The 13,498-nt window shown below is 70.3% G+C and carries 12 protein-coding genes; 7 read left to right on the top strand and 5 right to left on the bottom strand.

Annotated features, from left to right (window positions below; genetic code table 11):
* Positions 1-50: 50 nt before the first annotated feature.
* From ABD287_RS01515 to ABD287_RS01500, 4 genes are all read left to right on the top strand, one after another.
* The gene (locus ABD287_RS01515) at positions 51-554 is read left to right on the top strand and encodes an SRPBCC family protein (protein WP_344166999.1); all 504 of its coding nucleotides are present in this window, start codon (positions 51-53) and stop codon (positions 552-554) included.
* Between the two features lie 131 nt (positions 555-685).
* Positions 686-1,282 (top strand): hemerythrin domain-containing protein, encoded by a 597-nt coding sequence (locus ABD287_RS01510; RefSeq protein WP_344166997.1) that lies wholly within the window; start codon positions 686-688, stop codon positions 1,280-1,282.
* A gap of 7 nt (positions 1,283-1,289) precedes the next feature.
* Entirely contained in the window at positions 1,290-1,835 is a 546-nt protein-coding gene (locus ABD287_RS01505) for a DUF1360 domain-containing protein (RefSeq protein WP_344166995.1), read from the top strand.
* Positions 1,836-1,981: 146 nt separating this feature from the next.
* Positions 1,982-3,103 (top strand): baeRF2 domain-containing protein, encoded by a 1,122-nt coding sequence (locus ABD287_RS01500; protein ID WP_344166993.1) that lies wholly within the window; start codon positions 1,982-1,984, stop codon positions 3,101-3,103.
* A gap of 16 nt (positions 3,104-3,119) precedes the next feature.
* Here the strand turns inward: ABD287_RS01500 and ABD287_RS01495 are convergent, their stop codons facing one another.
* Both ABD287_RS01495 and ABD287_RS01490 read right to left on the bottom strand, forming a co-directional pair.
* Complete coding sequence (locus ABD287_RS01495; RefSeq protein WP_344166991.1) at positions 3,120-3,530, bottom strand: DUF2795 domain-containing protein; 411 nt, start codon at positions 3,528-3,530, stop codon at positions 3,120-3,122.
* A gap of 49 nt (positions 3,531-3,579) precedes the next feature.
* On the bottom strand, positions 3,580-4,464 hold the full coding sequence (locus ABD287_RS01490; protein ID WP_344166989.1) for an SDR family NAD(P)-dependent oxidoreductase: 885 nt from the start codon (positions 4,462-4,464) through the stop codon (positions 3,580-3,582).
* A 124-nt stretch (positions 4,465-4,588) separates the two neighbouring features.
* Between ABD287_RS01490 and ABD287_RS01485 the strand changes: the two genes are divergently transcribed.
* The 3 genes from ABD287_RS01485 (at position 4,589) to ABD287_RS01475 (ending at position 9,331) form a co-directional block, all read left to right on the top strand.
* Complete coding sequence (locus ABD287_RS01485; protein ID WP_344166987.1) at positions 4,589-6,205, top strand: phytoene desaturase family protein; 1,617 nt, start codon at positions 4,589-4,591, stop codon at positions 6,203-6,205.
* 95 nt (positions 6,206-6,300) lie between these two features.
* Positions 6,301-8,406 (top strand): catalase, encoded by a 2,106-nt coding sequence (locus ABD287_RS01480; RefSeq protein WP_344166985.1) that lies wholly within the window; start codon positions 6,301-6,303, stop codon positions 8,404-8,406.
* A gap of 67 nt (positions 8,407-8,473) precedes the next feature.
* Positions 8,474-9,331 (top strand): SDR family oxidoreductase, encoded by an 858-nt coding sequence (locus ABD287_RS01475; RefSeq protein WP_344166983.1) that lies wholly within the window; start codon positions 8,474-8,476, stop codon positions 9,329-9,331.
* On the opposite strand, the gene ABD287_RS01470 is transcribed toward ABD287_RS01475, so the two are convergent.
* From ABD287_RS01470 to ABD287_RS01460, 3 genes are all read right to left on the bottom strand, one after another.
* On the bottom strand, positions 9,328-9,771 hold the full coding sequence (locus ABD287_RS01470) for a DUF421 domain-containing protein (RefSeq protein WP_344166981.1): 444 nt from the start codon (positions 9,769-9,771) through the stop codon (positions 9,328-9,330). The two genes, ABD287_RS01475 and ABD287_RS01470, sit on opposite strands and share 4 nt — an antisense overlap.
* Before the next feature lie 15 nt (positions 9,772-9,786).
* Positions 9,787-10,275 carry a hypothetical protein gene (locus ABD287_RS01465; RefSeq protein ID WP_344166979.1) on the bottom strand — a complete coding sequence of 163 codons (489 nt, stop codon included), beginning with the start codon at positions 10,273-10,275 and terminating at the stop codon, positions 9,787-9,789.
* Positions 10,276-10,382: 107 nt separating this feature from the next.
* A complete protein-coding gene (locus ABD287_RS01460) occupies positions 10,383-13,427 on the bottom strand; it encodes a TIR domain-containing protein (RefSeq protein ID WP_344166977.1) in 3,045 nt (1,014 codons plus the stop codon).
* Positions 13,428-13,498 lie beyond the last annotated feature (71 nt).

Genomic DNA, 13,498 nt, shown 5'->3' with positions numbered 1-13,498 from the left:
CCGTTGCCACGGCGGCGTTACGCCTGCCGTGCTGCGGGTAGAACACGGCCATGGCCATCACCAACCGCATCATCGACGCCTCGCCGGAGCAGGTCTACGCGGTGCTCGCCGACGGCTGGACCTACAGCGACTGGGTCGTCGGCACCGCCCACATCCGGGGCGTGGACCGGCACTGGCCGGCGCCGGGCGCCAAGATCTACCACAAGGCCGGCCCGTGGCCGCTGTCGTTGCACGACAGCACCGTCTGCGAGTCCGCGGTCCCGAACGCCGAGCTGGTGCTTCGGCCGAGACTGTGGCCGATGGGAGAGGCCACGGTGACGATCCGGCTCGAACCGCTCCCCGACGGCCGGACCCTGGTGGTCATCAGCGAACACTTCGTCGCCGGGCCGTTGCAGTGGGTCCAGAACAAGATCAACGACTTGGTGATGCACCGGCGCAACGTCGAGGGGCTGCGCCGGCTGGCCGACATCGTCGAGCGCCGCCCGGCGGCGTTGGGCAGGGCCGCCCGCGACCAGCTCGACGCCCCGGCCACCGCCACCGCGCCCAGGTCCTGACCACCTGGCCCGCCCTTGGACGGTGTTTCACAAACTTCCCGCCGATCGCCAGCCCTCCGGGCGGCGGTTTCTCCGGTGCCCCGACGGGTAACCCGGCGGCTGGAATGATTCCGGCGACCGAGGAGGCAGTTATGTTCGGTGGCACCGAAGGTCCAACCACCGACCGCGATCTGGTGGACATTCTCACCGCAGACCACGCCGAGGTGGAGTCGCTGTTCGCGGACATCGAGGCGGTCGGTCGCAGTCCGCAGGATCGGCGCCGATTGCTGGACGTGGCGATTGCCGAGCTGGTGCGGCACGCGGTCGCCGAGGAGGAGTACCTGTACCCGACGGCCCGGGAGGTGTTCTCCGACGGCGAGGCGCTCGCCGACCGGGAGCTGGGCGAGCACGCCGAGATGGAGCGCCTGATGAAGCGCCTGGAGTCGATGGAACCCGAGCACGTGGAGTTCGAACAGCTTCTTGCTGAGCTGATGGCGACCGTCCGCGAGCACGTTCGGGACGAGGAGAGGACGCTCTTTCCCCGGTTGCGGGAAGCGTGCTCGCATCAACAGCTCGGACGGCTGGCCGGCGCGGCGGAGATGGCCAAAACGTCCGCCCCTACTCGGCCACACCCTTCCGCGCCGGACACGCCCCCCTGGAACATGCTGTTGGCACCGGGCGCCGGGCTGATCGACCGGGTGCGCGACGCGATCTCCAGTCGCCCCACCTCGCGTGACGACCTGAGCTGACACGCCGATGACTACTGGAACCTTGACCCGGCGTTTCTCCCAGCGGCTCAGGAAGTTGAGCGCCGAATACGCCCCGACCGAACGCCGCCCGTTGGGCGGCTACGTGGCCGAACTCGCCGGCTACGGCGTCCTGCTGGCGGCGCTGGCAGGCGCGGCCCGCCTCACCGGGCGGCGACTCCCCGACCGGGTGGGGCCGGCGGACCTGGCCCTGCTGACAGTCGCCACCCACAAGCTCGCGCGCCTCATCGCCAAGGATTCGGTGACCAGCCCGCTGCGGGCGCCGTTCACCCGGTTCAAGGAACCGATCGGCCACGGCGAGGTGATGGAGGAGGTCCGCGATCACCAGGTAGTCCGGCACGCCGTCGGCGAGCTGCTGACCTGCCCGTTCTGCCTGGGCGTCTGGGTGTGCACGGCGCTGGCCGGCGGGTTGGTGCTGGCGCCGCGGGCGACCCGCATGGTGATGACGGGCGCGGCAGCAGTCACCGGCTCGGACTTCCTCCAGTTCGCATACACGGCTGCCCAGCGGGCCGCGGAGCCGCCGGAGCAGAGCTGACGCTGTAGTACCTCGTTCCCGACGCAGCCGACGGAAGCGGAGGGGGCCCGGTGAGCAGGATCCCCGGCGCTGGAACCCGGTTAGCCCGGCGGCTTCGGGGTAGCCGACGCGGGTACCTGGCCCTGCGACCCGTCGAGGTGTTGACGATGGATCTGTCTTTTCTGCGCCCGCTCTACGACCGCCCGGGGCCGTGGGCCTCGGCGTACCTGGACATCACCGCCGACGTGCCGACCGCGCCCGCGGAGCGGGAGCTGCGCTGGCGCAGGCTGCGCGAGCAGCTGGTGAGCGACGGGGCCGACCCGGGCACGGTGGCGGCGCTCGACGACGCGATCCTGGGCCGCGAGCCTACGCCGGGCCGCCACGGGCTGGTCGTGTTCGCCAGCGACGGCCTCGTCGTCATGGACGAGACGCTGCCGGCGCCGCCGCCCGCTGACTCCGCACGGTGGGCCCCGCTTCCGGACGTCATGCCGCTGTTGGCGGCGCGCGGCGAGGAGATCTCCTGGCTCCGGGTGGTCGCGGACCGCACCGGCGCGGACCTGGAGGGCGTTTCAACAGGCGGGGTGGCCCGCCGGGACGAGGTGATCGGGCAGGAGGACTTCCCGATCCGCAAGGTCAAGCCTGGGGGCTGGTCCAGTCGCCGCTACCAGCAGGCGGCGGAGGTGACCTGGCAGCGTAACGCCGGCGACGTGGCCGCCGCCGCGGACGCCCTCGGTCGGGAGATCGGGGCGGAGATCCTGGTGGTCGGCGGGGACGTGCGCGCCGTTCAGCAGTTCATGGAGCAGCTGCCGGCCTACTGGCAGGGCCGGGTGGTGCGCACCGAGGCCGGCTCCCGGGCGCCGGGCGCGGACCCGGAGGCGATCGACGAGGCCACCGCCGCCGCGATCACCGACGCTGCCCGCCGGCACACCGACCAGGTGTTGGACCGGTTCGGCGTCCAGCTTGGCCAACCGGAGCTTGAGGGCACCGGCCTGCCGGCGGTGGTCGCCGCCCTGCAACGGGGCCAGGCGGAGACCGTGCTCTCGGCCGCGCCACACCTTCTGGCCGAGCCGATCTGGATCGGTCCGGAGGCCACCCACCTGGCACTGAGCGCCGAGGACCTCACCGCGATGGGAGTGGAGAATCCGCAGCGGGACCGGGCCGACGCAGCGCTGGCGCGGGCAATGGCGGGCACGGACGCGCAACTGGTCATGCTCGACCAAGACGACGCGCCCGGCGGCGCGCCGCTGGCCGTGGTGCTGCGCTACGCGGACGTGCCCACCTCCAGCTGACCGGCGACCGGGCCCCTCAGGTGCGGGTCTCGGCGTGGTGCCCCAGGGCCACCCAAACGTCACTGATGGTGGCGAAGGGCTGGCCCTCCGGTAGCCGGTCCAGCTCGGTGAGGACCCAGTCGGGCGCCTCGTTGTCCCGCGCGTCGGCGCGCAACGCCACGGCGTCCGCGGGCAGGATCGAACGCCGGATGTAGGTGCCGAACTGCGAACGCCGCTCCAGCTCCTCGGCGGTCAGGCCGCCGCTGGCGCCACCGGGCCGGGGGCCCTCCGGAAAGGCAGTCACATCTGGCTGGTCCTCTCCCGGCGGCTCCGGATGACGCCATTCCTGGGCCCGTCCGCCGGTGGGAGCGCCGCGGACGTAGCCCTCGGTCTCCTTGGTCATCTCGTCATCGAGCCGGGGTCCGTGTTTGGTGCTTTCGCGTGTCATGTCGGTGGGGTACCCGGGCCCCGAGGGCCGAAAACGTTCCGGCCGCCGTTCACACCGGCATCAGCTCGGCTGCCGAGCGGATCAGCTTCGCGGGAAGCTCGCTGTGCCAGGGGCGGCGTAGGTTCCCACTGGTGGGCGGGGCCGGCTCGGGGCCCAGCTGGGTGCGGGCCACCATCTTGGCGTAGAGGCGGTCGATCAGCCCCGGCGCCCACGGGTACGCCCCCGCCGTCAGCCGTCCCGCCGCTCCGACGTACACCTCCCGGCGCGGATGGCCGACCATCCGCAGGATCGCCCGGGCGACCCGCTCAGCCGGGTAGGCCGGTGGAATGGGCCGCAGCCGTAGCCCGGAGTAGTTGGCCGCGTTGCCGTACAGCGGGGTGTCCACGCTTGACGGCAGCACCGTGCATACCTTGATGTTGTCCTCGCCGGCCAGCAGCAGCTCCTGCCGGAGGCTGCGCGCCAGACCACGAACTGCGAACTTGCTCATCGCGTAACCCATGCCGCTGGGGTGCCCGATCGCGCCGACCGCGGACGAGACGTTGACGATCACACCGCCGCCGCTCAGGCGCAGGCACGGCAGCGCGGCGCGCACCCCGTTCAGGTAGCCGATCACGTTTGTCTCCAGGATCGCCCGGACCTCGCTCACCGGTGTCGCCTCGACCGGGCCGAACGAGGCAACGGCCGCGTTGTTGATCCAGGCATCCATCCGGCCGTACCGGGTCATCACCGCGTCGGCCAGCTCGTTCACGGCCGTCTCGCTGGCGACGTCGGTGGGCACGACCAGCGCTGTCGGCCCGCATCGTCGGGCCGCCACCGCCAGCGGGGCGGGGTCGCGGGCCGCCAGCGTCACCGCCCAACCTCTGCGGGCGAACGCCAACGAGGTCGCCAGTCCCACTCCGGCCGAGGCGCCGGTCACCACCACCACAGGTCGCATGGACCGCTACTACCCCGTCCCGGCGCGGCTACCCCGTCCGTTGGTCGGGCCGTTGGAATTCAGGTTGGCCGCTCGGCGGGTACGGCCGGGCCGGCGGGGTAGGAACGCCGGTGGAGGTGACGCGGTGGACGCGGTGGTGATCGGAGCGGGGCACAACGGTCTGGTGGCGGCGAACCTGCTGGCCGACGCGGGCTGGGAGGTGGTGGTGCTGGAAGCCACCGGGCTGCCGGGCGGGGCGGTGCGGTCCGCCGAGGTCACCGCGCCCGGGTACCTGTCGGACCTGTACAGCTCGTTCTACCCCCTGGGCTACGCCTCGCCGGCGCTGCGGGCGCTGAGCCTGGACCGGCACGGCCTCAGCTGGCGGCACGCCCCGGACGTGGTGGCGCACCTCCTGCCGGACGACCGGGTCGCGGTGCTGAACCGCGAAGTGGAGCGGACTGCCGCGTCGTTGGAGGCGTTCGCCGACGGCGACGGCGAGCGCTGGCGGACCGCGTACGAGCAGTGGACCCGGGTCGCCGATCGGTTCGTGCCGCTGCTGCTGACCCCGTTCCCGCCGGTGCGGCACGCCGTGGGGCTGCTGCGCCGCACCGGCGTCGGCGGGGCGCTGCGGCTGGCCCGCAGCCTGCTGCTGCCGGCGCGCAAGCTGGGCCAGGAGCTGTTCGCCGGCGACGGCGGTCAGGCGCTGCTGGCCGGCTGCGCCCTGCACACCGATCTGTCCCCGGACGAGGCCGCCTCGGGCGCCTACGGCTGGCTGCTGGCGATGCTGGGCCAGCAGATCGGCTGGCCGGTGCCGGCCGGCGGGGCCCAGTCCATCACCGACGCCCTGGTGGCCCGGCTGCGCGAGCGCGGCGGACAGATCGTCTACGACGCCCGGGCGGTGCGGGTCCCGGTGTCGCACGGTCGTGCGTTGGGCGTTATCACCGCCGACGGTCGGGCCTGGCGGGCCCGGCGGGCGGTCATGGCCGACGTGCCGGCGCCCGCTCTCTACCTGGACCTGGTGGGGGAGGATGCGCTGCCGCCGCGGCTCGTCCAGGACCTGCGGCACTTCCGCTGGGACGGCAGCACCGTGAAGGTCGACTGGGCGTTGTCGGCGCCGGTGCCCTGGCGCAACCCGGCGGCGGCCGGCGCGGGCACCGTGCACCTGGGCGCGGACGTCGGCGGGCTGGCCCGGTACGCCGGCGAGCTGGCCGCCGGCGACCTGCCATCGCAGCCGTTCCTGCTGGTCGGTCAGATGTCGGTGGCGGAGCCGGCGCACTCGCCGCCGGGGACCGAGTCGCTGTGGGCATACACCCACCTGCCGTTCCGTCGCCGGTGGCGGGCGGAGGAGATCGCCGGCCATGTGGAGCTGATGGAGCAGGCGTTGGAGCGGCACGCGCCGGGCTTCCGGCAGCTGGTCGTGGGCCGGCACGTGGCCGGGCCGGCGGATCTGGAGGCGCAGAACCCGAGCCTGGTCGGCGGGGCGCTGGGCGGCGGCACCGCGGCGGCGTACCAGCAGCTGTTCCTGCGCCCGACGCCCGGCCTCGGCCGCGCCGACACCGTCGTGGACGGGCTGTTCCTGGCCAGCGCCTCCGCCCATCCCGGCGGCGGGGTGCACGGGGCGCCGGGCGCCAACGCCGCCCGGGCGGCGCTGCTGCGGGCCCGGCCGGGTCTGGGCCTGGCCTACCAGGGGCTGATCGGGGCCGCGCACCGCCGCGTCTACGCCCGCTCCTCCGAACCCACCCCCGGCGAGGTGGTCGGCTGACGGTTAGCCCGGGCCGGCGCGGGTAACGCAGATGACGGTGGCCCGGGCCGGCGCGCCTGGCCACCGGCCATGCCGTAGCGACCGAAAGGCCCGTCATGACCCATGACTCCGCCCAGCGTCCGGGCACCGACAAGGACCGTCAGCTCGCCGCGCACGGCGTCGACAACGGCGGATCCGCGCTGACCACCGACCAGGGCGTCCTGGTCGACGACACCGACAACTCGCTGACCGTGGGCGAGCGGGGTCCGTCCCTGTTGGAGGACTTCCACCTGCGCGAGAAGCTCACCCGCTTTGATCACGAGCGGATCCCCGAGCGGGTGGTGCACGCCCGCGGCTCTGGCGCTCACGGCTACTTCCAGGTGTACGAGTCCCTGGCGCGCTACACCAGCGCCGACTTCCTCTGCGACCCAGCCGCCAGGACCCCGGTGTTCGTCCGGTTCTCCACCGTGCAGGGCTCGCGCGGCTCCGCCGACACCGTCCGGGACGTGCGCGGTTTCGCCACCAAGTTCTACACCCGGGCCGGCAACTTCGACCTGGTCGGCAACAACATGCCGGTCTTCTTCATCCAGGACGGCATCAAGTTCCCGGACGTCGTGCACGCGGTGAAACCGGAGCCCCATCACGAGATGCCGACCGGCGCGTCGGCGCACGACTCGTTCTGGGACTTCGTCTCGTTGCAGCCCGAAACGATGCACCACGTCATGTGGCTGATGTCCGACCGCGCCCTGCCCCGCTCCTACGCCACCATGCAGGGCTTCGGCGTGCACACCTTCCGGCTAGTCAACGCCGCCGGCGAGTCGACCCTGGTGAAGTTCCACTGGACGCCCAGGCGCGGCGTGCGGTCCCTGGTGTGGGACGAGGCCCAGAAGATCGCCGGCAAGGACCCCGACTTCAACCGGCGCGACCTGTGGGAGTCGATCGAGGCTGGGATCTTCCCCGAGTACGAGCTGGGCCTGCAACTCATCACTGAGGCGGACGTGGCCCGGCTCGCCACCGAGGCCCCCGAGCTGGACCTGCTCGACGCCACCAAGATCGTCCCTGAGGAGCTGGTCCCGGTCACCGCCGTTGGCCGGATGGTGCTTGACCGCAACCCCACCAACTTCTTCGCCGAGACGGAACAGGTGGCGTTCTGCGTCCAGAACGTCGTCCCGGGCATCGGGTTCACCGACGATCCGATGCTCCAGGCCCGACTCTTCTCCTACCTGGACACCCAGCTCACCCGGCTCGGCGGCCCGAACTTCGCCCAGATCCCGATCAACCGCCCGCTGGCCGAGGTGAACAACCACCAGCAGGACGGCTTCCACAACGTCAGCGTCCCGGCCGCCCAGGCCAACTACCACCCGAATTCGATCTCCGGCGGCTGCCCGGTCCTGGCCGACGGCGCGAACGCCTACCGGCACTTCCCCGAGCCGGTCGAGGGCCCCAAGCTGCGCAAACGTCCGGAGAGCTTCGGCGACCACCACACCCAGGCCCGGATGTTCCTGCACAGCATGTCCCCGTGGGAGCGCGAGCACATCGTCGCCGCGTACCGGTTCGAGCTGGGCAAGGTCGTCCGGCCCGAGATCCGGTCCCGGACAGTCGAACAGCTCAACAAGATTGACCACCAGTTGGCGGCCCAGGTCGCGGCCGGAATCGGCGTGCCCGCCCCCGCGGCGACGAAGACGGACAAGCCCCGGATCTCCCCGCGGCTGAGCCAGACTGCCCTGACCGGCAGCGGCATCGCGGGCATGCGGATCGCCGTCCTGGCGGCGGACGGGGTCGACGCCGCGTTCCTGGCCCCGCTCACCGAGGCGTTGCACGGCCAGCAAGCCGTAGTCGAGCTGCTCGCCCCGGTGGACGGGCCGGTCGCGGTCGCCGGCGGCGGTGAGCTGCCGGCCACCCGGGCGCTGTTCACCACGGCTTCGGTCCTGTACGACGCGGTGGTGCTGCCGGGGGGCAAGGGCGTGCCGGATCTCGCCGCGGATGGCCACGCGGTCCACTTCGTCGCCGAGGCGTACAAGCACGGCAAGCCGATCGCCGTCGCAGGCGCCGGCGAGCTGCTGCTGGCGGCTGCCCACCTACCCAACGGCGGCGATGTCGCTCTGGGCGTGCTCAGGCACGATGGCGACGGCGCCCCCGGCCCCGGCTGGATCGAGAGTGTGCTGACGGCGCTCGCTGGACCACGGTTCCACGGCCGCCCGCTGGACCAGGTCGTCGCGTGACGCCCGATCCGGCAGGTCAGCCCAGGCGATGGGTTTGTCGGGGTGGCAGCAGGGTAACGGCCAGGCCATGACTGAGCAGAGCGAGCAACCGCCCCAGACGCAGGAGTACCCGGGCCGCACTGATGCGATGACTCCGAAGCCCCGTGACGAGATGGCCGACTATCAGGGTCGAGACCTGTTGAAAGGCAAGATCGCGCTGATCACCGGAGGCGACTCCGGGATCGGCCGTGCGGTCGCTGTGGCCTTCGCCAAGGAAGGCGCCGACGTCGCGATCGCGTACCTGTCAGAACACGACGACGCCCGGCACACCGCCGACCTCGTGGAAGCCCAGGGCCGGCGCTGCCTGCTGCTGCCGGGGAACCTGGCCGAGGAGCACCACTGCGCCGAGGTGGTGGAGCGGACCGTCGCCGAGCTGGGCGGGCTCAACGTCCTGGTCAACAACGTCGCCTACCAGCAGCCGGCGCAGCAGCTGGAGGAGATCTCCGGCAAACAGTGGGAGCACACCTTCGCCGTCAACGTCGGCAGCTACTTCCATGTGACGAAGGCGGCCCTGCCGCACCTGGGCCGCGGCGACGCGATCATCAACACCGGGTCGGTGAACGGCATCCGAGGCAACGCCCACCTCATCGACTACTCGGCCACCAAGGGCGCCGTGCACGTCCTCACCTTCTCGTTGGCCCAGTCCCTGGTCGACAAGGGAATCCGGGTCAACTGCGTCGCGCCCGGCCCGGTCTGGACGCCGCTGATCCCGGCCACCTTCGAGGCCGACAAGGTGGCCTCGTTCGGCGAGCAGGCCCCGATGGGACGGGCCGCCCAGCCGGATGAGATCGCTCCGTCGTACGTGTTCTTCGCCGCGGAGCGGATGTCGTCGTACTACAGCGGCGAGGTGCTGGCGCCCGTCGGCGGGGAGACCCATCCCGGCTAACCGCGGGGGATGACGCTGAGACCGCCGGAGGTCTCTAGCACCACATGCTTGATCTGTTCCATCCGCTCCAGACCCTGCGTCCTGCGCGCCGCCTGAAGGATCTCCTCGTCGGTGACCCGGGCGGCGCGCATCGCGTCCCGGTCCAGCTCGCCGTCCCACATCATGATCTCCGGACGGCTCTCGGCGACGGCCCGGAACCAGGCGAACCGCCAGGACAGGTAGTCGAGAGCCTTGTCGAGAAAGACCAGCGTGGCGACGACCAGGGCGGCCTGGGTGATCGAGAAGTCCTCGCCGAGGAGGGCCTGCTGGGTGGCCTCGCTGACCACCAGGATGAGCACGAAGTCGAACGGCGACATTTCGGCGAGCGTCCGCTTTCCGAAGATCCGGAAGACGACCAGCAGGATGCCGAAGACCACCACTGCCCGCAGCACAGCGTCCATTGCGGCACCCCCTCGTCACAGATACACGAACTGGTGAAACGCTGCCCGGGAAGTCCCGACCTGGACCCATCCGGGCCGCGATCCAGCGTCCGTCGGGCGGTAGTTGATGGTCAGGGTGAGCGACGCGCCGGGCGTGGTCGCCAGAGCCAGCCAGATGCCGTCGGCGCCGACGATCTGCTCCACCGCCTCCGGGCTGACGGATGACACCTGCGTCGCGTCCATCCACGACGCGCTCAAACCGACGGCCGTCCGATCTGAACGGACCGCCTCGTCCGGGACTGTCACCCGGATCGACGTCTCAGCGTGCTGATGCGGGAATCGCTGATACTCCACGGAGAGCATTCGGTCAGCGGAGCCGACGACGCGGGCGCTCAGCGGCCCGGTGGCCCCGAACAGGCCCAGGACGCCTGCCACCAGGAGCGCCGCTACCAGCCAGATGCCGACGAGCTGCGCCCGGCGCTCGCGATGTCGGAACCTGCGGTCTCGGTGCGCTTCAAGCCCCACGCCGCACCTCCTGGCTAGCCTCGCCACTCCGCCCCTCGTGCCCTGATGCCCATTGGTGGCAGTCCGAAAACGCCGGGCCTGTGGTGGTTAGCCCGCAGACGGACCAGTCAGTGGCCGCAGGTCGGTTGGTGGGTGAGTTCCGGAATGTGGAAAGCCCACTCGGCGGGGGTGAGGCCACGGCTCGTCGCTGCACATGCCTGCCTGGTGGGGTCGGCGCGTAGGCCGTTCAACTCCGTGTAGTCCCAGAGCGCGACATCGGGGCGCCCAATCCGGTTATCCCCGCCAGCTGCCAGCGTGCGTCCGTCGGGGCTGAACGCGACTGCGTCGGTCTGGAGCTTGCTGTGGTTGACGCTGGCCAGTCGGATCGGCTTGGCGCGGTTGGTGATGTCCCAGAGAACTAAGATGTGACCTGAGGACCCTGTCACCAGGGTGCGCCCGTCATGACTGAACGCCACCAACTTTCCCCAGATGCTGCAGCGAACCAGGGTGGCGAGCCGGACGGGTCTGGACCGATCGGCGACGTCCCACAGAGTCGCTGTGCCGACGAGGTTCATCGTTGCCAAGGTGCGTCCGTCAGGGCTGAATGCCACCGATTTCAACTGCCCGGTGTAGCCGGCCAAGGGGGCGAGCCGGCGAGGGGTGGAGGCGCCACTCAACTCCCACAGCCCTACCCTCTGGCCGCCCTCGTCGCCGATGGCGAGGGTTCTTCGGTCGAGGCTGAACGCGAGCTTCACCACCCGCCCGAGGAACCCTCTGAACGTGGCGAGCTGCTTGGGGCGTGCCCGGTCGCTCAAATCCCACAGCATGATCTCTCCGGCTGAGTTTCCGCTGGCCAGGCGCTGTCCGTCCTGGCTTAACGCAACTGAGGTGATCGGGGTGTTGGTGGTGGGCGATATCGCGTCGCGAACGGGTCGGGTTGGGTTGGTGACGTCCCAGAATGTCACCCACCCCTTAGCGTCGGCTGTGATCAACCAGCGTCCGTCGGCGCTGTAGGCCGCCGCCCACACCTTGCTGGAACCGCCGGTGAGCTCGCTGAGCGATTGGGGGGTGCCACGAAGTCCGCCCACGTTCCACATCGTCACCGTTCCATAGCTGTCCTGAGTGCCCAAGTTCCGACCATCGGGGCTGAACGCCAAGGAATCGACAGATGTACCGTGCCCGGTCGTAAGTCGCCGTCGTTGCGAAGGGTCGGCTGTGTCCCACAGCATGACGGCTCCTTCTACACCACCGCCGGCCACGAACCGGCCGTCGGGGCTGAACGCGACTGATCGGATGGCTTCGGCGGCGCCTGTCAGATTGGCGCGCCGCTGCGGCTGTGCTGGGTTGGTCAAGTCCCAGACGGTCATCGCTCCGTCCCCTTCCCCGGCGGCCAGGATGGTTTCGGTTGGGCTGAAGGCCACCGCTTGAGCCGCAATCTCCGGTGTCTTGAGACGGACCAGACCCCGCTGATCAGTGATCCTCCAAACCTGAATCGTCCCAAGGCCTTGCGTCACCGCTGTCCGTCCATCAGGGCTGAACACGAAGTGTTCCACAGTGGCACCATCGAGCGCGGGCGTGGCGAGACGCATCGGTTGACTCGGGTTGGCTACGTCCCACAGGGTCGCCTTGAAATCCGCGGTGATCGTGGCCAAGGTGCGCCCATCAGGGCTGAACATGGCCTGCCAGACCTCGCTACCTTCGGATAGCGGGGCGAGGCGGACCGGGCTGCGCGGAACGGACACGTTCCAGAGCACGGGTCCGCCGTCGGTGATAACGACGAGAATACGCCCGTCAGGTCTGAAGGTCAGGGAACCGGCCGCCCGGCACTCGCTGTCGAGACGGGGGAGTCGGACCGGTTTGGCCGGGTCGGTCATGTCCCACAAGGTGGCGCGCATGCGGCTGTCGCAGACCGCCACAATACCGTTCTTGCCGTACGCGAATCCGTAGGCTCCGCTGAGGGTGCGGGTGTAGTGCGTGGAGGTCATGACGCCGACCAGTTCGCTCCGGGTTTGGGCGTCGGGTTGGATTTTCTGGGCGGCCAGGCCGAGCATGAGCGCCATTCTGGGGTCCTGGACGGCGGCGGCCTTGGCCTGGCCGATCAGCCGCCGGCTGATCGCCAGGCGATGCTGCTGTTCGGCGAGCCGTTGCTGTTCCCGCGCTTTCTCGGCTCGTTGTTGGTGTTGTCTGGCGAGGTGTTCTTGGCGGCGGGCTTCGGTGGTTGCTTTGGTGGCGAGTTGTTGTTGTCTGTGTGCTTGGGTTGCGGCTTGGGTGGCGATGGTTTGCTGGCGTCGGGCGTTGGCTTGTTGGCGGGTGGCTTCGGCTGCGGCTTGTGTGGCGAGTGTTTGTTGGGTGCGGGCGAGTTGTTCCTGGCGTTGGGTTTCGGCGGCGGCGTTCCTGGCTTTGGTTTCCTGGGTTCGGGCGTGGTGTTGTTGGGCTTGTGCTTCCTGGGCGAAGCGTTCGGCGCTGTCGCGTTCCTGGGAGGCGGCGTGTTGCTGCCGTTGGGCTTCCTGGGCGTTGAGGTCGGCCCGGTCGGCGTTGCGGTCGGCCAGCAGGCCGGCTAGGGAGGCGAGCGCTGACAGGAACAGCAAGCCGGCGACGGCTACCGACCGTAGGCGTCGGGCGCGTCGTTGTTGGTGTACGTCTTCGCCTTCGAGGTCGTCTTTGCTGACTCCGTGCATCGGGGCGGCCAGTTGGGCGACCGCGTCCCTGAACCTGGGGTGGCGCAGGCTCAGCTGCTGTTCCTGGCGGGCCCACCGTAGGTCCAGGAACAGCGGCTCTTCGACGAACACCCCACGTAGGGCGGCGGGCACGGCGGTGCAGTCGTCGGCGAAGTCGGCCCGGGTGGGGTCCCATTGCCAGTGCCCGTCGGTGACTACCGGCAGGATCCTGTTGTGGGGTTTGGTGGCTACCCAGTGTTCGATCTCCCGGTTCACCCACTGTGAGCGGGCCGCCGCTGGTGAGGCCAACAACACGAAGTGGTCGGAGTTGTCTAGAGCGTTCTGGATGGATGACCACAGGCCCGGGGTCACCGCCAACCCGGTCTGATCCCGGAAGATCCACAACGCGCGGCGTCGATGCCAGGGTTTCGCTAACCGGTGTAGACCACGTTGTAGCGCGGGCGCCAACCGCCCATCGGCGGCATGACTGTACGAAATGAACCCATTGAAGGTCATGCCACGGCCTCCGAAGTCGGTATGGTCGGTCAACCGATTCTCCACACCGTCACCAACCCGAATAGTGGTGG

This window comes from Pilimelia columellifera subsp. columellifera, from assembly GCF_039532605.1.
Taxonomy (GTDB): domain Bacteria; phylum Actinomycetota; class Actinomycetes; order Mycobacteriales; family Micromonosporaceae; genus Pilimelia; species Pilimelia columellifera.
This window is presented reverse-complemented; position numbering and strand designations above follow the sequence as displayed.